Source organism: Vibrio quintilis, assembly GCF_024529975.1.
In the GTDB taxonomy this organism is placed as follows: domain Bacteria; phylum Pseudomonadota; class Gammaproteobacteria; order Enterobacterales; family Vibrionaceae; genus Vibrio; species Vibrio quintilis.
The window spans coordinates 1,146,555-1,165,107 of sequence record NZ_AP024897.1 but is presented as its reverse complement, the minus strand read 5'-3'; the positions used below and the strand labels follow the sequence as shown (position 1 = coordinate 1,165,107).

The 18,553-nt window shown below is 48.6% G+C and carries 21 protein-coding genes; 11 read left to right on the top strand and 10 right to left on the bottom strand.

Annotation, left to right across the window (positions count from 1 at the left end):
* Positions 1-58: 58 nt before the first annotated feature.
* Together OC443_RS05600 and OC443_RS05595 are read right to left on the bottom strand one after the other, a co-directional pair.
* The gene (locus tag OC443_RS05600; protein ID WP_073582640.1) at positions 59-1,402 is read right to left on the bottom strand and encodes a restriction endonuclease subunit S; all 1,344 of its coding nucleotides are present in this window, start codon (positions 1,400-1,402) and stop codon (positions 59-61) included.
* On the bottom strand, positions 1,392-3,029 hold the full coding sequence (locus OC443_RS05595) for a type I restriction-modification system subunit M (RefSeq protein ID WP_073582638.1): 1,638 nt from the start codon (positions 3,027-3,029) through the stop codon (positions 1,392-1,394). The genes OC443_RS05600 and OC443_RS05595 overlap by 11 nt, the downstream gene beginning before the upstream one ends.
* A 388-nt stretch (positions 3,030-3,417) precedes the next feature.
* Between OC443_RS05595 and OC443_RS05590 the strand changes: the two genes are divergently transcribed.
* The 5 genes from OC443_RS05590 (at position 3,418) to OC443_RS05570 (ending at position 6,291) form a co-directional block, all read left to right on the top strand.
* Positions 3,418-4,323 (top strand): HEPN domain-containing protein, encoded by a 906-nt coding sequence (locus tag OC443_RS05590; RefSeq protein WP_073582636.1) that lies wholly within the window; start codon positions 3,418-3,420, stop codon positions 4,321-4,323.
* Between the two features lie 66 nt (positions 4,324-4,389).
* A complete protein-coding gene (locus OC443_RS05585) occupies positions 4,390-5,439 on the top strand; it encodes a Fic family protein (RefSeq protein ID WP_370738748.1) in 1,050 nt (349 codons plus the stop codon).
* A 56-nt stretch (positions 5,440-5,495) separates the two neighbouring features.
* Positions 5,496-5,681, top strand: coding sequence for a hypothetical protein (locus OC443_RS05580; protein ID WP_073582634.1), 186 nt, complete (start codon positions 5,496-5,498; stop codon positions 5,679-5,681).
* A 74-nt stretch (positions 5,682-5,755) separates the two neighbouring features.
* Entirely contained in the window at positions 5,756-5,995 is a 240-nt protein-coding gene (locus tag OC443_RS05575) for a type II toxin-antitoxin system ParD family antitoxin (RefSeq protein WP_073582754.1), read from the top strand.
* The gene (locus OC443_RS05570) at positions 5,995-6,291 is read left to right on the top strand and encodes a type II toxin-antitoxin system RelE/ParE family toxin (RefSeq protein WP_073582752.1); all 297 of its coding nucleotides are present in this window, start codon (positions 5,995-5,997) and stop codon (positions 6,289-6,291) included. Before OC443_RS05575 ends, OC443_RS05570 begins: the two co-directional genes overlap by 1 nt.
* A 288-nt stretch (positions 6,292-6,579) precedes the next feature.
* Here OC443_RS05570 and OC443_RS05565 read toward each other — a convergent pair whose 3' ends face one another.
* Positions 6,580-7,458 (bottom strand): PhzF family phenazine biosynthesis protein, encoded by an 879-nt coding sequence (locus OC443_RS05565; RefSeq protein ID WP_073582632.1) that lies wholly within the window; start codon positions 7,456-7,458, stop codon positions 6,580-6,582.
* Positions 7,459-8,367: 909 nt separating this feature from the next.
* Between OC443_RS05565 and OC443_RS05560 the strand changes: the two genes are divergently transcribed.
* From OC443_RS05560 to OC443_RS05545, 4 genes are all read left to right on the top strand, one after another.
* Positions 8,368-8,610: a type II toxin-antitoxin system Phd/YefM family antitoxin gene (locus OC443_RS05560; RefSeq protein WP_200796917.1), complete on the top strand. Its 243-nt coding sequence runs from the start codon at positions 8,368-8,370 to the stop codon at positions 8,608-8,610.
* Positions 8,611-8,621: 11 nt separating this feature from the next.
* Positions 8,622-8,948, top strand: coding sequence for a hypothetical protein (locus OC443_RS05555; RefSeq protein ID WP_143169304.1), 327 nt, complete (start codon positions 8,622-8,624; stop codon positions 8,946-8,948).
* Positions 8,949-9,406: 458 nt separating this feature from the next.
* Complete coding sequence (locus OC443_RS05550; protein ID WP_073582626.1) at positions 9,407-9,664, top strand: type II toxin-antitoxin system ParD family antitoxin; 258 nt, start codon at positions 9,407-9,409, stop codon at positions 9,662-9,664.
* A gap of 34 nt (positions 9,665-9,698) precedes the next feature.
* On the top strand, positions 9,699-9,989 hold the full coding sequence (locus OC443_RS05545; RefSeq protein ID WP_200796916.1) for a type II toxin-antitoxin system RelE/ParE family toxin: 291 nt from the start codon (positions 9,699-9,701) through the stop codon (positions 9,987-9,989).
* Positions 9,990-10,080: 91 nt separating this feature from the next.
* On the opposite strand, the gene OC443_RS05540 is transcribed toward OC443_RS05545, so the two are convergent.
* The gene (locus OC443_RS05540) at positions 10,081-10,359 is read right to left on the bottom strand and encodes a hypothetical protein (protein WP_143169303.1); all 279 of its coding nucleotides are present in this window, start codon (positions 10,357-10,359) and stop codon (positions 10,081-10,083) included.
* A 427-nt stretch (positions 10,360-10,786) separates the two neighbouring features.
* A complete protein-coding gene (locus tag OC443_RS05535) occupies positions 10,787-11,203 on the bottom strand; it encodes a nuclear transport factor 2 family protein (protein WP_073582622.1) in 417 nt (138 codons plus the stop codon).
* Positions 11,204-11,317: 114 nt separating this feature from the next.
* On the opposite strand from OC443_RS05535, the gene OC443_RS05530 reads away from it, so the two are divergent.
* Positions 11,318-12,112, top strand: coding sequence for an AraC family transcriptional regulator (locus OC443_RS05530; protein WP_073582620.1), 795 nt, complete (start codon positions 11,318-11,320; stop codon positions 12,110-12,112).
* A 191-nt stretch (positions 12,113-12,303) separates the two neighbouring features.
* On the top strand, positions 12,304-12,747 hold the full coding sequence (locus OC443_RS05525; RefSeq protein WP_143169302.1) for a hypothetical protein: 444 nt from the start codon (positions 12,304-12,306) through the stop codon (positions 12,745-12,747).
* A gap of 416 nt (positions 12,748-13,163) precedes the next feature.
* On the opposite strand, the gene OC443_RS05520 is transcribed toward OC443_RS05525, so the two are convergent.
* From OC443_RS05520 to OC443_RS05500, 5 genes are read right to left on the bottom strand one after another with little or no spacing between them, the layout of a single operon-like run.
* Complete coding sequence (locus OC443_RS05520) at positions 13,164-13,874, bottom strand: ABC transporter ATP-binding protein (RefSeq protein WP_200796915.1); 711 nt, start codon at positions 13,872-13,874, stop codon at positions 13,164-13,166.
* On the bottom strand, positions 13,864-14,793 hold the full coding sequence (locus OC443_RS05515; RefSeq protein ID WP_083601595.1) for an ABC transporter ATP-binding protein: 930 nt from the start codon (positions 14,791-14,793) through the stop codon (positions 13,864-13,866). The genes OC443_RS05520 and OC443_RS05515 overlap by 11 nt, the downstream gene beginning before the upstream one ends.
* A complete protein-coding gene (locus OC443_RS05510; protein WP_073582616.1) occupies positions 14,783-15,619 on the bottom strand; it encodes an ABC transporter permease in 837 nt (278 codons plus the stop codon). Before OC443_RS05510 ends, OC443_RS05515 begins: the two co-directional genes overlap by 11 nt.
* Positions 15,619-16,671, bottom strand: a complete 1,053-nt coding sequence (locus OC443_RS05505) for an ABC transporter permease (RefSeq protein WP_073582614.1) — start codon at positions 16,669-16,671, stop codon at positions 15,619-15,621. The genes OC443_RS05510 and OC443_RS05505 overlap by 1 nt, the downstream gene beginning before the upstream one ends.
* Positions 16,671-18,254 (bottom strand): ABC transporter substrate-binding protein, encoded by a 1,584-nt coding sequence (locus OC443_RS05500; RefSeq protein WP_073582612.1) that lies wholly within the window; start codon positions 18,252-18,254, stop codon positions 16,671-16,673. The genes OC443_RS05505 and OC443_RS05500 overlap by 1 nt, the downstream gene beginning before the upstream one ends.
* Positions 18,255-18,553: the final 299 nt, after the last annotated feature.

Genomic DNA, 18,553 nt, shown 5'->3' with positions numbered 1-18,553 from the left:
CTGTTTATCTTGTTGCTATTGATCTGGTGTTGAGCAAGTGAGATGGGGTTGATCTCACCTACCCAACAGTTTCACTCACCAAGGCTTGCGCCTGTGCCACTTCCGGAGAATCAAGCCGTAATTCGCCGGAGATCAATTTGGGGAGCAAGGTGTCTCGAAGTTTAGTGAGAGAAATAATTTCACTGTTGCATGAATCAATTTTATCTCTGTATGACTTGAGTATTTCTGTAAAAATGTCCAAAACTTTCTGTACTGGAACAACACACTCTAAACGATATACATTATTTCGATTTAAACCAGGCACAGCAGCGTCTGTATTCATTCGGTCTAAACCCAAAGTTTGGAGCAAATAAAAACAATAAATAAGAGAATAAGTTAACTTAGGTTTGATGTAGAACACTGTATCGATAGGGAAGAAGTTTCCATTTTCCCAATAAAGAGAGCCGACAGTACCTTTGCGCCCGACAATAATTCCCGGTCCCTCGACTAAATAATTACTATGAGTACCAGCAATGCCTCCCGAACCATAAACATGAAAATGTCCCTCTATACGTTCTGATTTCTTAAGAGCCTTGCCATAAGCTAATTCTAAAATATTATCTAAGCGCGAAACCTCCCACCCTTCCGGCACCCAGCCGAATAATCCGACCGAAGGATCAGGGCTCTCAACAAACGCACTGGGAAATAAGCGGCGAATCTCGTCCGGCAGCGGGGTAAACCCGGATTCAGCCCGCACCGCCCGGCGACGCTCGGCACGGGGTTCAAGGGCGGCGGGAATCGGTGTGCCCGCGTCGAGCGCGTTATCGAACACCGGGTCAAAATCGACAAACCAGGATTGAAACAGGGTTTGCGCCATCTGTTCGAGGGTTTGGTTGATTTGGCGGTTCAGGGTGATTTTATCAGCTAAATTTGATAGTGGTTTCGAAAGAGCAATTTCTTGTTTACCCCATCTTGGAATTGTGAATGCTTTTAAGACAGGAATACGGATATTGCTTACAGTTGTCCCTGTTCCTTCATTCCAAGATATTTGATGTTTAACAAAAGGGGATTGAAGTGCCCAATATAAATATTCACTTGAAACATCACTCTTTGGGCGAAGTAGAACCTGCCTTTGCCCCAAACAACACTTCAAGTTTTCAGGAATAATACATACTTCACCCATAGGTGCTTCACGTGTAATAACAATATCTCCAGCTTTAGGAACAGCTCGCTTTATCCGACTTTGATAACCAGCTTCATCGGTAAAACTTGGGGAAGATAGATCCAATTCTCCATTTCTGATGTTCTGGTTTCTTAATACAACAACACCAGCATCAGTCCATTTTGGAGTAAAATGTGGGCAATCAACTATTAATTCACACATTTCATCTAAAGTTGAAGTATTTATCGACTCACTCCCCATAACCCAGCGCCTCCAGATTCCCCCGAATCGCCTGATCCAATGCTTCGGCCTGATTCATTTGTCTGTAGAGGGTTTGCGACAGGTCACGCATTTTGGTTTCAAACGGGATGCCGTCGTCTTCAATCGCGGCAGCGCCGACATAGCGGCCCGGCGTAAGCACATAATCGTTGGCTTTGATGTCCTCAAGGGTGGCGGATTTACAGAATCCGGCCTGATCTTCGTAGGCTTCAACCTTGCCTTCGCCGCGTGCAATCCGTGCTTTCAGTTCATCGGCATCGCTGCGCCAGGCGTGGTAGGTATCGGCAATCAGGGCGATATCGTCAGCGGTCAGTTCTTTATGCACCCGGTCAATCATGCTGCCCATCTCGCGGGCATCGATAAACAGGGTTTCCTGCTGGCGATCACGGTAGCCTTTGACGGGGTTGGCGGATTTATCTTTGCTCAAAAACCATAAACAGACCGGAATTTGCGTGGTATAGAACAACTGCCCCGGCAGCGCGATCATGCACTCAACGCGATCATCATCAATCAGCTTCTGGCGAATTTTGCCTTCGCCGGAAGTGTTAGAACTCATCGAGCCATTGGCAAGCACAAACCCGGCAGTACCGGCTTCACTGAGCTTGGAAAGCATGTGCAGAATCCAGCCGTAGTTGGCGTTGCCGGTGGGCGGGGTGGTAAAGCCCGCAAAGCGCGGGTCGTCGGTGAGTTCGTTGTCGCTGCGCCAGTTTTTGAGGTTAAACGGCGGGTTGGCCATAATAAAATCGGCTTTGAGATCCGGGTGCTGATCGGCGAAGAAGGTATCCGCCGGGCGTTCGCCCAGATTGCCGGATAAACCACGGATCGCGAGGTTCATTTTCGCCAGTTTATAGGTGGTGGCGGTCAGCTCCTGCCCGTAGATGGCAATGTCTTTACTGCGCCCCTGATGGCTTTCGACAAATTTAAGCGACTGAACAAACATCCCGCCACTGCCGCAGCAAGGGTCGTAAATTTTCCCCTGATAGGGTTCGAGCATCTCCGCCAGCAAGGTGACGACGCATTTGGGCGTATAGAATTCGCCGCCGCCTTTGCCTTCCGTCGCGGCAAATTTGCCGAGGAAGTATTCATACACCCGGCCGACTAAATCTTCTTCGCTGAGGTCGCATTCATCCGCCAGCGTATCGATGTTTTCAATCGTGTCGATCAGCGAGGCGAGCTTTTTCACTTCCAGATCCTGACGGGTAAAGTAGTTATCCGGCAACGCCCCTTTCAGGCTGGGGTTATTTTTTTCAATCGTGCTCAGCGCGGTATCAATCAGCACGGCGATATCATCCTGCTTGGCACGTTCCTGAATATAGGACCAACGGGTGGCTTCCGGCAGGTAGAAAATGTTGTCCTGCTGGTAGAATTCTTTCATCTCAAGAAAGGCATCTTCCCCTTTATCAATCATTTGCTGACGACGTTTGATAAATTTATCGCTGATAAATTTGAGAAACACCAGGCTTAATACCACGTGTTTGTATTCAGAGGATTCAACACTGCCGCGCAGTTGGTTGGCGGTGTCCCACAGGGATTCTTCAAAGCCTTTTTTCGGCTTGGTTTTCTTCGGTGCTGGTTTTTTAGAAACTTGCTTTGCTGGTGTTTGTGCCATCGTGTTTGTTTGATTCTGTGAGTCAGTGGAAATATTGCCGCTTATCATACCGAATCAGTTTCACTTTCCCTAATACTCAGACGACATTTTGGTTACATTTTGGGGGAGGTGATTGTCAAGCTTATCTGTATCTTTATCTTTATCAGGGCAGACATAAAATAAACATTCGTGAAATGATTTGATGCGCGATAAAGTGCTTCAATTTCAGAAACCTGTTCACCTGTGTCCCAAACCCCCGCCAAAATCCACCACAATCACAACATCAATCAAACGTTCTCATACTTTATCAACACAAAATTTTCACCAAATACTGTGATCCCCCGCAAATCCCCACACCCCGGCGAAAACCCCGTTTACCGGAAGATTTCACCGTAGTAGGATACCGCTTATGAAAACGACACTTGATCATCTTCCCGAGCACAAACAACAGGATATTCATGCCATCGCGGACATTTTGCGCAATGTGGTGGATGAATTTGTCGCCGGGAAAAGCGGTAAACAGTCCGGCTTTAAAATTCAGAAAATTATCCTGTTCGGCAGCTATGCCCGCCCCGGCTCGCCGCAAGGCAAACCCGCGTGGATGTATGACCCGGCCAACGGCTATATCAGCGATTACGATATTCTGGTGATCGTCAATAAGATGGAGCTGGTGGATAATCTCAAGCTGTGGCATCTGGCGGATGACCGGATCCGGCGGCGGATTGAGAAAATCCCGGTCGGGGTGATTGTGCATACGTTTGACGAAGTGAACCGCTGGCTGCAGGAAGGCCAGTATTTCTTTAAAGATATCCGCGAAGAAGGGGTTGAGCTCTACAGTGCCGATCATCTTGAATTGGCCGTACCGGGAGATTTGACGCCGGAAGAGATACAACAAATTGGACAAAAGCATTTCTCACGATGGTTTGAAAGCGGCGAGCAATTTTTCATCACTTATCAGGATCACATCAAACGTAACTGGATAAACAAAGCAGCCTTTGAACTTCATCAGGCAACAGAACGCTTCTTCGCCTGCACCTTGTTAGTCTGCACGAACTATCTGCCCAAAACCCACGATATCGAAAAGCTGCGTCACTTCTGCGCCCAACAGGATGAACGCTTTGCCAGCTTGTTCCCGGCGGAAAACCAATTCCACCGCCGCAGCTTCCACCGCCTTAAACGCGCTTATGTCGATGCCCGCTATTCCGAGCACTACGAAATCACCGTCGAAGAACTGGCGTATCTGGCGCAGGAAGTAGAAAAACTCAAAGCACTGACGGAAGCGGTGTGTCTGGTGAGGATTGGGGGGCATGTTTAAGAATTCCGTGGTATGTTCCATTTTGGAACGCACCACGGCTCACAGAGCCATCAAGGATACAACGGAATGGATAATATGAGTGCCATCAACGAACCACCGTTTACGATAACGCCAACTATCATCCGGCTGATTTCAGAAATCAGTGAACAACTGGGCCGTTTATCGGTGCTGGAAGAAGAAAAAAACCTTCGGCTGCGCCGTATCAATCGTATCCGTACCATTCAGGGGTCTCTGGCCATTGAAGGGAATACATTGAGTGAGGCACAAATCACGGCCATTCTTGAAGGAAAGCGGGTCATTGCGCCCCCCAAAGAAGTCCAGGAAGTCCGGAATGCAATACAGGCATATGAACATTTTGAGCGCTGGCAGCCAACGAATGAACAACATCTTCTGAAAGCACACCAATACCTGATGGCAGGCTTAATTGATGATGCTGGTCACTACCGCCACGGTAATGTGGGGGTGATGAATGGCAAAACGGTTGTTCATATGGCACCACCGGCAAACCGGGTGAAATACTTAATGGCAGACTTACTGAACTGGCTTGCCACCACGGAACAACACCCTTTAATTACCAGCTCAGTATTCCATTACGAATTCGAATTTATCCATCCATTTGCGGATGGAAATGGTCGTACAGGGCGTCTGTGGCAAACATTGATCCTCAGCCAGTGGAATCCACTGCTGGCTCAGCTGCCAGTGGAGAGTATGGTCTATGAATATCAGAGTGCGTATTATCAAGCCATTAATCAGAGTTCAAAACAATCCGATTCCGCTCCCTTTATCGAGTTGATGCTACAAATTATTTTGGAAACAACAGAAACGGCATCAACACATCACACCCCCCAAGTCACCCCTCAAGTCACCCCCCAAGTCATCGCCCTGCTCAAAGTCATGGTTCACCCCGGAACCGTCTACAACCGGGATGAATTACAGCAGGCGCTCAAACTCAAAGATCGAAAGTCATTCCGTGAACGTTATCTGAAACCAGCGCTAGCGGACGGGTTGATTGAAATGACCATTCCGGATAAGCCAAACAGTCGGTTGCAGCAATACCGGCTGACCGAAAAAGGGTTGGAACTGTCTGAGAAAACAGGCAAATCATTCAGAAAATAACAGCCCCGGCCAATGGTTATATCAGCGATTACGATATTCTGGTCATCGTCAACTGCATGAAGCTGGTAGAAAACCTTAAGCTGTGGAAACTGGCGGGTGGCCGCCTTAAACGTGCTTATGTCGATGCCCTCTATTCCGAGCACTACGAAATCACCGTCGAAGAGCTGGCTTATCTGGCGCAGGAAGTAGAAAAACTCAAGGCGCTGACGGAAGCGGTGTGTCTGGTGAGGATTGGGGAATGACCAGGCCCGTTCTTGCAGATCTCCCGCACGAATACCATAATCAGGTATTTATTGGTATTCGTAAGGAAATACATATGGGTAAAAATACCAGTGTGACTTTAGGTGAACATTTTGACAATTTTATTGCCAGTCAGGTCCAAAGTGGCCGCTACGGCTCGGCAAGTGAAGTCATCCGCGCAGGTCTGCGTTTACTTGAAACTCAGGAAACGAAAATGAACACATTGCGACAACTATTAATTGAAGGTGAACAAAGCGGCGACACTGATTATGATCTGGATGATTTCATCGATGAACTCGATCATGAAGCAGAATGATGAAACCATTTCTTCTTACTGTCAAAGCGAAAGCCGATTTAAAAGACATTGCACGATTTACACAACGCCGCTGGGGAAAGGAACAACGCAACCTTTATTTAAAACAGTTTGATCTTGTGTTTCAGTCGCTCGCCGACAACCCGGAATCAGGCAAATCCAGTGATTATATCCGGACGGGTTATCGAAAATGCCCTCAGGGCAGTCATATAATTTATTATCAGCAAACCGCACCCCACCAAATCAGAGTGATCCGTATTTTGCATCAAAGCATGGATATCACTTCAGCATTCGAGTGATGTACAGCTGCGTTTTTAAATAAGTTCAGCGCATTTTCCACGCACTGCGTGAACAATTTCAATATCCTGAAAATATCGGCAAAACGAATACAATATCCTTGCCGGGACAGACACCGTATTTTTCGGTCTGTATTCCCACGGAGGACCGTGGGTACAAGGGTTATGAATATCAGTCCAGTATCGCATCGATAGAAACGGCATCAAGACATCACACCCTAAAACACGCCTCCAAACATCATACTCACTTAACAGTTGCAAGTGTGGTACCGGTGTGCCACGGTTCATGCGTCAAACAGTAATATGCCGGAGACCCGTTTCATGCGCCTGTCCACCGACTTCTACTTTCACAATCTCTGAATTCTGAAACGTAACAGAAGCCGTAATCTTCGAAGTACATTGCATCGCCCGGCCCTGTTCGAATACATAATCCCGACGTTCTCTGCTTGTGCTCTCGTCAGGCAGATATTTTGACAGATAACAGGCTAACGCACCACTCGAACTCCCGGTGGCAGACTCTTCCGGAATACCATACAAAGGGGCAAAATTACGACAACTGGCTGTCAGTTCACTCTCTGGCGGGTATAACTCATATACATGAAGACCAACCAGTTCATATTTTTGACAGAAATCAGCAATCAATGACTGATTGGGTTGAATCCGGTCCAGATACCCAAACGGCACCGGAATTATCATGTCTGGCAAACCGGTCGAAATTGCTTCGACGGGCAATTGCGTACTTTCAATAACCCCGGCATCGATTCCGATAAGTGCAGAGACCTCACGGGCATGAAAGCTTCCCAAAAATTGAGGTAACTGTTGCTCCATCACGACCTGCCCGTCTGAAGTGACCACAACAGGCAATAAACCGGCCCTTGTCCGCTGGATATATTTCCCTGTCGTAATCAGACCTTTTTGATACAGGACAGAAAACGCAGCCAATGTCGCATGACCACAAAAATCAACTTCACCGGTCGTCGTGAAAAAAGAAACTTGCCAGTCCACTTCATTATCAACAGTCACAAAAGCCGTTTCTGAATAACCGACAATCTGAGCAATTTTCAGCTTTTGCGCCTGTGACAGTTGCGGTGCATTCACCACCACACCCGCCGGGTTTCCGCCACGCCCATTGGCGGTAAATGAGCGAACTAAAATAACTTCTGTTTCCATCAGAGCTCCTTATCAGTGAATGAACATGAAAATGATCAAGACAGGCATCATCTAAACGCCTGTCCTTACAAAACCTGTCCTTACAAAAATGTCTTCGGTCACAAATGGCAACGGTCTCTTTTCACCGGTCCATTTTCTGGTTCAAACAACCCGCCAGCCGTTATTTTTAAAGCACCTGTCATTCTTTTCTCCGTCCCGCCCGTTTAAAAACTGCGGTAAGTCATCGGTTATTTCATACCAGTCGGCAGAATAATGTGTATACCCAAGCAACCTGAAGATGCATGATTCAGCGTGCAGCCGAAAGGGGCAGCTCAAGGAAAGGGAATGCAGGAATGTACCCACCTTTCAAATTCTCTTGACGCAGAAATGTGCCTTTCAGCTCACGCCCTGCGGGTGAGTTTGTCAGGCTCTGATACGGTGTTACTGATTTTCAACGTAGAATAACTATGTCTTCAAATCAGTGCCTTGTCTCAGAGCCTGACAAATCTCACTGAAACCTGCATCTTCAGGTTGTTTGGGTATAAAGATGTGCGCATCGGGTCTTTGAGGTCAACCTGTTTTGCACCACTCTGCAAATGTTTAACCCTGATTTTATCCTGAGTATTGGCTACCCAAACCACCACCATCGCCAAAATCCACCACAACAAACAACATCAATCAAAGATTCTCATACTCAACAAACACCACAGTTACAGCAAAAACCGTGATCCCCCGCAAATCACAACCTCCCTACCAAAACCCCGTTTACCGGAAAATGCCCTCATAGTACGATAACCGGCATGATGACAACACTCGAATATCGTCCCGGACAAAAACAACTGGATATTCATTAATAAACATAACTTTTTGCTTGTCTGCGCATCAGTGAGACACTATCTTTGGACGACTTCCCGATGAAAGATAGATGATGTGATGAAAACTCAGACAATCCATTATTTAAAACAACACGCAGATAATTTATCTCTGGAGGATGGGCCATTGACAATCATACAAGATGGTATACCCCTGTACCGCATTTATTCTGAACAACAGGCACAACAAATTGACGAAGTGATTGCGCTTTTGAAACTCACTCACCTTGCCGAACGTGACATCAGTGAAAACGAAGTCATGACCCCGGAAGATGCACTAAATCGGCTCAAACATCTCTAAGCGCAGTGGATGTGGTCATCTCCCGCTCCGGGTTTCAGTCTCTGCGTCTGTTAAAAAGCTACATGCGACTTTTCCTTGATGAACCTCAACTCAATCAGCTGATGGAACAGTTGGTTAATGAAACGACGGAGAAAATTAAGCTGGTTGCGGAAAGAGCGGTTTGTCCCGAACTTTCCAGCATTGGTATTTTTGACTATCGACAGCTCAATTTACTGAACAAGTACAAAGTGTTGTTCCGATATGAAAAACATACAAATCAGGCATTTATTGTCGCGTTCATGCGTCAGAACCAAAGCGCAGCAAAACTATTTGCAGACCTGACTTCTCTCAGTTCATGACACATAAAATCAGTGCCTTGATCAGAAACCAATCCATTCTCGCTGAACATGCATCTTGAGGTCACTTGGGTATACAACCGGTATGAATGACAGCAAACACTCAAACTCAAAGATCGAGAAAATCAATCAGCGTCCCAAACCACCACCATCGCCAAAATCCACCACAACAAACAACATCAATCAAAGATTCTCATACTCAACAAACACCACAGTTACAACAAAAACCGTGATCCCCCGCAAACCAAAACACCCCGGCAATAAAACCGTTTACCTGGCCCCACCTCCGTAATACGATACCCCTCAGAAAAAATCTCCCCGAACAGAAACAACAGAGGATTCACGCCATTGCAGACATTCTGCGCGATTTATATCCTCATCTGACAACCGATCCAAAGATTGATAATTATTGTCAGGCCAACTAGTATCCCAGTAGTTCTGTTCAGTGGAGATTAACCATCATGCACATTTCATTAACCCCCGAACTGGAGGCCCGAGTGAAAGCAAAAGTTGAAAGTGGCTTGTACAATAATGCCAGTGAAGTGATCCGGGAAGCGCTGCGCTTTATGGAAACTCATGAAGACTGGATTCGGGAGCTGAAAGTTGCCCAGCTTCGCCAGCAGTTAAACACGGGGCTGGAACAGCTGAACCGGGGCGAAGGGATTGAAATTGACGCCAAAGAATCGCTCGATGCTTTATTTAACGATATCAGGATTTAACGATATCAGGCGTTCATTCAGATTATTAATGTATATGATGAAACTGTTACTCGCACCTGTCGCGCAATCGGATTTGAAGCACATCTGGCAATTTGGTGTGGATAACTGGGGGGTTACCAAATCCAACCAGTATATCGACGCCATCAAATCAGCCTTTTTAACCCTGATGAAACAACCCTCAATCGGCCTGGAACGGCCCGGTTTATTGCAGGATTTACGCAGTCATTCGGTCAAAAGCCACACCATTTTCTATCGTGTACTCACAGACCGGGTTGAAATTATACGTATTCTGCATAACCGGCAGGATCCGGGGCTACATTTGTAAAAACCATTCTGCAAAAACCATAGGTCATAAAAGCCAGCACACACGTTGCTACATTGGTGAAAATATTTGATGTACGATAAAGTGCTTCAATTTAAGAAACCTGTTCACCTGCACCTAACAAGATGAACGCTTTGCCCGCCTGTTCCCGGCGGATAACCAATTCCACCGTAGCAGCTTCCACCGCATTAAACATGCTTATGTCAATGTCCGCTATTCCAGGCACTACGAAATCACCGTCGAAGAGCTGGCGTATCTGGCGCAGAAAGTAGAAAAACTCAAGGCGCTGACAGAAAAGGCGTGTCTGGTGAGGATTGGGGGCATATTTACGAATTCTGTGGTCTGTTCCATTTTGGAACGCACCACGGCTCACAGAGCCATCAAGAATACAACTCAAGCCAAAAAGTAAATGATGTTTCTATTGAACATTTCATAATTAATGTGAGATCAATTTTTGTAAATAATGTTTGTATTCTGTATGCATTCCCACGCGGAGCGTGGGAACGAGGAATACTTTACTTTTAAATCACCCAATAAAACCACGATACAAAAGAGGAATTTTCACGACGAAAAGTTCAGATTTGTCGATGCAGGCGCACAACATACCTGTTCCAAACCAGAATACAGCCGCCTGTCCCCGGTAACTTAAATCCTCGCTTCAAAGGCCGTCGATGTAAAGCTGCGTTTTCAAATTAGTTCAGCTTAATTGTCTCCGCATTGCGGAGACAATGCTGGCACCGGATACGAATGTGACAATAAGCTATCCACACCGGCATTCATGACTCATGACGTCAATTCAATCAACAACTTGCCAGTGACTGATCCGCCGCATCCCCTTGTATCACCCGCGTGTTTTCCACCAGTGAACAGAGCCGCCCTTCAGCGCACCGCATGAAAGCAAACACTTCAATCACGGCATGGCGACCATCATGATAAACCACCGTCACCCGGTGACGATCGGCAATCAAATCCCCCTGCTGACAAACGTCACAAACATCAATCTGAAGCGATTGAACCTGGCTCAAAACCCGCTCAATATGCTCACAGAAGGCTTTAAAATGACTTCGTTTACCATCCGTTATCTGCACATAATCCCTTGCAAATATCTCCTCAATGGCTATGTCTTTTGAAAAAATCCCCCGGTATAAACGGCATAACGCATCACACCGTTCGGTTTCATTTTGTGCCTCAAAAATATCCGCTAAGTTCGTATTCATTGTGTCTGCTCCATCTTTTGTTTGGGTCGATATGGCATAACATACCTTGAGACGGAGTGGCGTAATTTATATAATCAGACAACTAATTACTTTTTTCAGCCAAAGTAGTTCCTGATGACTGACTTGATTCTCACCGGTACCCTTTCCCACCCCGCTGGTTATCAAACCAACGTCCACGCACATCCTTTCGGGCAGTTGACACATATCCGTCAGGGCGTTTTGCATGTGGTGACAGAAACAACCGGTACCGGAATGCCATCCACTTCGCTGGTTCCACAGCGTTCTCTGATCCCACAGAGCTGCTTTATCTGGATACCACCTGACTGGCCTCACCATGCATTCAGCCATACTGAAATCATGGCCGATGTGGTTCAGGTTCCCGCGAGCCCGGCCACAACGTTGCCGCATCAGCCTGCCATTTTTGCGATAACGCCTTTCATACTGGCGTTGATTCAACGTTTAACCCATGACAACAAAACTCAGACCATCAAACAGCATTTGCTCGCCGTACTGGTGGACGAAATATTGCAACAAGCCCCGTTATCATTCTCACTCCCTATGCCGCAAAGCGCGGGGTTACAAGATATGGCGAGACAAATACTCCAGATGCCAGATGACAAAATTCCTCTGGCAGAACGGGCCAGACAAACCGGTATGAGCGAGCGAACATTTTCCCGGAAATTCAGCAAAGAAACCGGCATGACCTGGGCACACTGGCGCCAGGTTGTCCGCCTGTTCCATGCGATTGAATGGCTGCAACAGGGCAAACCGGTCAGCTGGGTTGCTCTCACCTGCGGTTACAGCCACCCCAGTGCGCTCGTCGCCGTATTCCGGCAACATTTTGGCTGTTCTCCGAATGCGTGGAAGCAAAAGGAAACACAGAAATCCTCATCAACGTCAGGAGCATGAACTCAGGAGAAAATAACCGGGCCCGGTTTAAAATAGCAAGACCAGTCAAGCATGCTGATACTCTGTACACACAATATTTTCACCAAAAACTGTGACTTCCCAGAGACTTCTCAGCTGATCACAAGATCAAGCCTGGTGAAAATCATCCCCTGAAGTCATGAAATAATGACTGTAGGATCTGGCTCACTCATATGACCCTGGCTTCCGGCTACACTCAAGGAACCTGTCAGGGAAGCGAGAGGTATTTTATGCTCAGACATGGTGAATTTACTGTCACGACAGATGGCCAAATGATTATTTTGCAGGTTTCCGGCAGCCACAACGAATATGACACGCTGGCTGTGACGCAAGAACTCCGTCAAGTGGTTTTAGCGTTTGAGGGAAAACCATTTGTCGAACTGATCGATGGCCGCGAGCTGCAAGGTACAACACCTGAGGGTTTCAAAGTACTTGCAGAGTATGAGCAGTGGTTATCCACACAGAATTTCGTCGCAAGGGCATTTGTCTCACCAAACCGCATCATTCCTGCAATTGCAGAAAAACATATCGATGGTATTAAAGAAAATAATGTCAGAAATTTTATCGATATTGACGCAGCAAAGGCATGGTTGCTGTCTGAACTAAAAAAAGCATGACGCGCTCATCGTCAGAGTGCTGGCATACCGGACCTGAGTAAATCAAAACTCATTCACGCAATCTCATCCTTAAACAACATCTCATTTACAGTAAAAAATGTGACCTCCCGTAAACCGGGATTAAGCCTCTCCCTCACACTGTACCCATCCCCTCTTCCCATGCATGATGATAGGAATCCGATGACGTGATGCAGTCAGCTGTCATGGACAAACGACTCCGCTTAGCGGCAGAATTTCCGGCAGTGATTGATAAGTTGATGTCCGGTGCGGGGATACAAAAGAAAACCCGATCCCGGATGAAGGCAGTTTTAAATCCCGAATCGCCATCCGGTTGCCAACATGCCTCTCTCAGGTTTTGACCACCCATGATCAAAAAGCTCACAGGTGGTCAAAAACACACAACTGGCGGATAACATTCAGTAAATCCGGTATTCCGCTATACGGCCTGCTTTCATCACCATCGCTGCATCACACATATAATCAATGGTATTCGGGTCATGGCTGACCAGAACCATCGTTAGCCGGTGCTGCGTTTTCAGCTCATTGAGCAGGTTGAGGATTTCCGCCTGCACCGACATATCCAGCGCAGATGTTGGCTCGTCGAGTAAAAGTAATTTCGGCTGTGGCAGCAGGGCGCGGACAATCGCGACCCGCTGCCGCTGTCCGCCGGAAAGCTGATGCGGATAGCGATCAATCATTGCGCTGCTCAACCCCACCTGCTTAAAGCCTTCTGCGATGCGATCATCAATATCCGTCATCCCGAGGCGTTTCAGCGGCTCAGCCAGCGTGCGGCGCAGGCGGTGTTTCGGATGCAGTGACGCATACGGATCCTGAAAGACCATCTGGACTTCCCGGCGCAAATCGCCTTTGAAAACCTGCCCCGGTTTGAGTGTCTGTCCCAGCAGTTTGATCTGGCCTTCCCAGTGCGGATTCAGCCCGGCCAGCACCCATAACAGCGACGATTTACCGCAGCCGGAAGGACCAACCAGCCCGAAACAGGCACCTTCATCAACATGCAGGTCCACACCGTGAACCACGGTATTGCGCTGATGTCCCTGCACATGGGTTACACTGACCTGATTCAGTTCGAGAATGGATGGCAGATTCCCTGATTGTTCAATGCCCATGTTGCTGCTCCCGTACAAAACGATCCAGTGAAAAACGGTCCAGTACCGGTAGTGGTTCGCCACGCTTGTCAAGATGCGGCTGACACGACCACAGGGTTTTGGTATACGGATGCGTGGCCTGCGGTAACGCTGCGGCAGGAAGCTGGTCAATCAGCTGTCCCTGATACATCACCAGTACCCGCTCACTGTATTGCGCGACCTGCTGCAAATCGTGACTGATTAACAACAATCCCATATTGCGGGCTTCCACCAGCGAATAAATCAGCGCCAGAACCTGATCGCGCATCGCATGGTCCAGCGCCGAGGTTGGCTCATCGGCAATCAACAGCTCCGGATCATTAATCAGTGCAATCGCCAGCATCACCCGCTGCCCCATACCGCCGGAAAGCTGATGCGGATACTTTCGGCGCAACACTGCCGGATTCGGCAGACCCACCGCATCGAGCATGTATTCCACTTTTTCAATCCGGGCTTTACGGCTCATTGTCTGATGCAGTTTCAGCGGCTCTTCCACCTGCATACCGATGGTCCGGGCCGGGTTCAGTGCATATTTCGGATCCTGAAGCACCATCGCAACCTGCCGGCCGCGCAGCTGACACCACTGTTTTTGTGACAGAGATAAGACCGGCTGCCCCAAAAGTTCGAGTCTGTCAGCCTGTGGCAAACAGGCCGCAGGCAGCAGGCCCATCAGGGTTTTGGCAGTCAGGGATTTACCGGAACCGGACTCCCCGACCAGCGCAACCCGCTCGCGCCCCATCTGAAAGCTGAGGTCTTTGACTAACGGTTGTCCGTTCGCCAGCGTGATATTTAAGTGCCTGACATCGATTAAAGCCTGTTGACCAGATGCGCTCTGTTGACCTGATGAAAGCGGCTTATCCGTGGAAAGCTGCTGATTCGGTGAAGATTGTTTATCTGCCATGACGCGGGTCCATTTTGTCTCGTAAACCATCGCCCAGCAGGTTAAATGCCAGACTCGCAAACAGAATGGCGAAACCGGGTACGGCCGCCACCCACCACTGGTCGAAAATGACCCGGCTGCCGCTGGCAACCATCGACCCCCACTCCGCAGCCGGTGGCTGAATTCCCATACCGAGGAATCCCAGCCCTGCCGCAGAAAGGATAATACCACCCAGATTCAGCGCCGCCCGGACAATCGCTCCCGGCAGGCATAAAGGCAGAATATGCCCGACAATCAAGCGCCAGCCGGTGATACCCTGCATCTTCGCTGCTGCCAGATAGTCACTGCGCCGCAGTGCCAGTGTTTCGGTTCTTGCCTGCCGGGCAAATGCCGGCCAGCTGGTAAATGCCAGCGCCAGCGCGCCGTTCATCAAGCCTGGTCCTAAAACGGAAACCAGCGCCAGCGCGATGACCAGACTGGGCAGTGACATCACAATATCCGTCAGACGCATCAGCCCGCGCTCGGTCCAGCCACCGACGTACCCGGCACAAATCCCGACCATCAGGCCAACGGGAACGGTAATGATCACCACCAGTGACACCAGAATCAGGGTCGGACGTGCCCCGTAAAGCACACGCGCATACAAGTCCCGGCCAAAACGGTCGGTGCCAAATAAATGCTCCGGCCCCGGCGCAGCCAGCCGCTCAGCAATGTTCTGTACATTGGGGTCGTAATGGGTCAACCACGGTGCACACAGAGCAGTCAGCACCAGCACTGCGACCAGTAACAGACCCAAACTAAACGTATTCAGCCATTGCGGCCATCTCAGTTGAATCAGATTCGTCATTAGCGTGTCCTCGGGTCGACCCAGCGGGTTAAAGCATCCGCCAGTGCATTCAGGGTGACAAAACAGAGACCGATCAACAGAGTTGAACCCAGCACAGCAGATGTATCAGAGGCGAACAGTGCGCTGGTCAGATAACGGCCCAGCCCCGGCCAGGCAAATACAGTCTCTGTCAGCACCGCGCCTTCGAGCAGACTGGTGTAGGAAAGGGCCAGAATGGTGATCAGTGTGCCAAGCACATTCGGAAAAATATGAGAGAACAGAATCCGCCCGCGGGTAGCACCTTTTGCCAGCGCCAGTGTCACGTATTCTTTATTGCTTTCTTCCAGCATCACCACCCGCAGCAGGCGGGTAATTGACGCCATCGACAGCAATGCCAGCACAGCCACCGGCAGCCAAAGGTGCCCGAACGCATTGAAGATAATCTCCGGATCACCGGTACGAAACGCATCAAACAGCACAAAGCCGCTGTCGTATTCCATCGTGTAGGTGTAAATATCATCCAGCCGCCCGGGGCCGGCAGACCAGTGCAGGGTTGCGTAGAACAGCAGCAAGCCGAGCAAACCAAGCCAGAATACCGGCACCGAATACCCCAGCAAAGAAATCAGCCGTGCAGCATGATCAAGCACACTGCCCGGTTTATACACCGCCAGTGAAGCGAGGAAAATACCAGACAGCGCCCCGAAAAACATCGCCACGGTTGCCAGTTCAACTGTTGCGGGGAACGCCCGCAGTAAATCATCCACGACCGGTTGCTGCGTGATTTGTGATACACCTAAGTCACCATGCAGCATTTGCTGAAAGTAACTGAAAAACTGCACCGGCAACGGCTGATCCAGCCCCAGCTGATGACGTGCCTGCTGATAGGTCGCTTCGCTGGCATGATCACCCACCATCTGCAACGCCGGATCAATCGGTGCTGCGCGGGAAAGAATGAAGGTAAAGACCAGCAAGCCCAACAACGTCAGTAAAAAGGACAAAAAACCGCCCAGCCAGTGCTGCAAGCGGTTTGCCCAAAGCCGGCGCGTGCCGGCAGATTGGTTTTCGTTTGTCATTATTGCGATTTATATACGTTTTTGTAGAACACCATTTCCGGCGTAATGCCCTGAACATAACCTTTTATATTATCACGCAAAGCAACCAGTTTCTTGTTTTGTAAACCAACCACAAGTGGCGAAGATTCACGGACTTTACGTTGCAGTTCCTGATAAATCTCTGTCCGCTTTTCGCCATCAGTTTCCGCGCGGGCCTGTATGGTCAGCTTGTTCAGCGCCGGAATATGCCAGTTTGCCCGCCATGCCAGTGTCTTACTGCCGTTTTCCGGATTATACGCAAAGGCAGACGCATTGGTATGCGGATCAAAATAGTCCGGTCCCCATGAGGTGAGCGTCGCTTCATACTGATGCGCTTTCACATTAGTCGCGACCTGGCTGCTGACACCCGGAATCAGCTCTACCTCAATACCTGCTTTGGCAAAGCTGGCCTGTAGTGCCTGTGCGATATCCAGATAAGGCGGCTGGTTAGATACAACCAGTTTAAAGTGAGGATGGCTGATACCGGCATCTTTGAGAATCTGCGCCGCTTTCTTTGGATCATACTGATAAGGCTGATCAGTCAGTGCACCATTAAAGCCCACCGGCAGGAAGTTCTGCTGCACCCGGAACTGACCATGCATCAAATCGTCGGCGATCCCTTTGTAGTCAAACGCGTAACGGGCTGCTTTCCAGAATGCTGCTTTGCCGATATCCGGATTGGCTTTACTTTCGGCGTTAAACATCAGGTAATACAGAGATGCATAAGGCAGATTAAGTGTCTCCACACCTTTTTTCCCCTGCAGGGAGAAATACTGGTCGGTACCCAGATTGCGCACCAGATCGGCATCGCCCTGCTCCAGCAGCAGCTGGCGGGTTGCTGCATCCGGTACATTTTTCATCAGTACATATTTGAGTTTCGGAGCACCACCCGGAGAAGAAGCATTCGCTTCCATCATCAGGACTTGATGCGGCACGTATTTCTTAATCTTAAATGGTCCGCTTCCGGCGGAATGGCTGTTCAGCCATGCATGGCCTAAATCGCCGTTTTTCGCATGAGACAGCACGGTTTTCGCATCAACAATCGACGCCGAAGGTGCTGACAACAGGCTTAAAACAAAGGACGGGCCGACATCGATATTCCAGGCGACTTTGACCTGATTCTCAGAGACTTTGGTGATCAGACTGTCAACATTGTCTTTGTTCCAGCCCAGCTGAGTCAGAATAAATGAAGGTGCCAGGTTAAGCTTCACCACTCGCCCCAGGCTGAAGATCACATCTTCCGGGCGAACCGGATTACCGCTGGCAAAGGTTGCCCCTTTCTTCAGGGTGAATGTCAGGCTGTGTTGCTCTGCCTGCCACGACTCAACCAGTGTTGGCTTTAATTCTGTCGGATTATCCGGATTAGACTGTACCAGCCGCTGATAAAGGTTGTTAAAGCTCTGAACAGAAGAGAGTTCAAAGCCCTGAGCGGGGTCGAGGCTGGTCACATCATCCAGTGATTGTGCAACAACAAGGGTGTTATCAGGCGTTTTCGCCAGCGAAGGTGTGGCAGCGCCCAAACCAATCATCAGGCTGACAGCCAATAGGGTATTTTTTGTCTTCATTATTATTCCTTTCAATAACTTAACAATCTCTGCGGCATCAACATACCCAAGCAACCTGAAGAGACAGGTGATTTGGGTATATCATAAATTACAAAATTATCACATTAAACTAACCGATTCATTTTGTGACCACAAGCACGTTAATATGTAAACATTATGACATTTACATCTAAGATGTAGCTAAAAGCACTAATATTGTATTTTTTTGCAGCAAAAAATACCGGTAACACCGGAAAATAAGAGTGAAATTCATCATCTGTAGCGGAGAAAAACAACGTATATACCCAGGCAATCTGAAG

Bases quoted from the DNA above. Each gene is read 5' to 3' on its own strand.
- OC443_RS05600 (WP_073582640.1), bottom strand. From the start codon at position 1,402: ATGGGGAGTGAGTCGATAAATACTTCAACTTTAGATGAAATGTGTGAA.
- OC443_RS05595 (WP_073582638.1), bottom strand. From the start codon at position 3,029: ATGGCACAAACACCAGCAAAGCAAGTTTCTAAAAAACCAGCACCGAAG.
- OC443_RS05590 (WP_073582636.1), top strand. From the start codon at position 3,418: ATGAAAACGACACTTGATCATCTTCCCGAGCACAAACAACAGGATATT.
- OC443_RS05585 (WP_370738748.1), top strand. From the start codon at position 4,390: ATGGATAATATGAGTGCCATCAACGAACCACCGTTTACGATAACGCCA.
- OC443_RS05580 (WP_073582634.1), top strand. From the start codon at position 5,496: ATGAAGCTGGTAGAAAACCTTAAGCTGTGGAAACTGGCGGGTGGCCGC.
- OC443_RS05575 (WP_073582754.1), top strand. From the start codon at position 5,756: ATGGGTAAAAATACCAGTGTGACTTTAGGTGAACATTTTGACAATTTT.
- OC443_RS05570 (WP_073582752.1), top strand. From the start codon at position 5,995: ATGAAACCATTTCTTCTTACTGTCAAAGCGAAAGCCGATTTAAAAGAC.
- OC443_RS05565 (WP_073582632.1), bottom strand. From the start codon at position 7,458: ATGGAAACAGAAGTTATTTTAGTTCGCTCATTTACCGCCAATGGGCGT.
- OC443_RS05550 (WP_073582626.1), top strand. From the start codon at position 9,407: ATGCACATTTCATTAACCCCCGAACTGGAGGCCCGAGTGAAAGCAAAA.
- OC443_RS05545 (WP_200796916.1), top strand. From the start codon at position 9,699: ATGATGAAACTGTTACTCGCACCTGTCGCGCAATCGGATTTGAAGCAC.
- OC443_RS05535 (WP_073582622.1), bottom strand. From the start codon at position 11,203: ATGAATACGAACTTAGCGGATATTTTTGAGGCACAAAATGAAACCGAA.
- OC443_RS05530 (WP_073582620.1), top strand. From the start codon at position 11,318: ATGACTGACTTGATTCTCACCGGTACCCTTTCCCACCCCGCTGGTTAT.
- OC443_RS05525 (WP_143169302.1), top strand. From the start codon at position 12,304: ATGACCCTGGCTTCCGGCTACACTCAAGGAACCTGTCAGGGAAGCGAG.
- OC443_RS05520 (WP_200796915.1), bottom strand. From the start codon at position 13,874: ATGGGCATTGAACAATCAGGGAATCTGCCATCCATTCTCGAACTGAAT.
- OC443_RS05515 (WP_083601595.1), bottom strand. From the start codon at position 14,793: ATGGCAGATAAACAATCTTCACCGAATCAGCAGCTTTCCACGGATAAG.
- OC443_RS05510 (WP_073582616.1), bottom strand. From the start codon at position 15,619: ATGACGAATCTGATTCAACTGAGATGGCCGCAATGGCTGAATACGTTT.
- OC443_RS05505 (WP_073582614.1), bottom strand. From the start codon at position 16,671: ATGACAAACGAAAACCAATCTGCCGGCACGCGCCGGCTTTGGGCAAAC.
- OC443_RS05500 (WP_073582612.1), bottom strand. From the start codon at position 18,254: ATGAAGACAAAAAATACCCTATTGGCTGTCAGCCTGATGATTGGTTTG.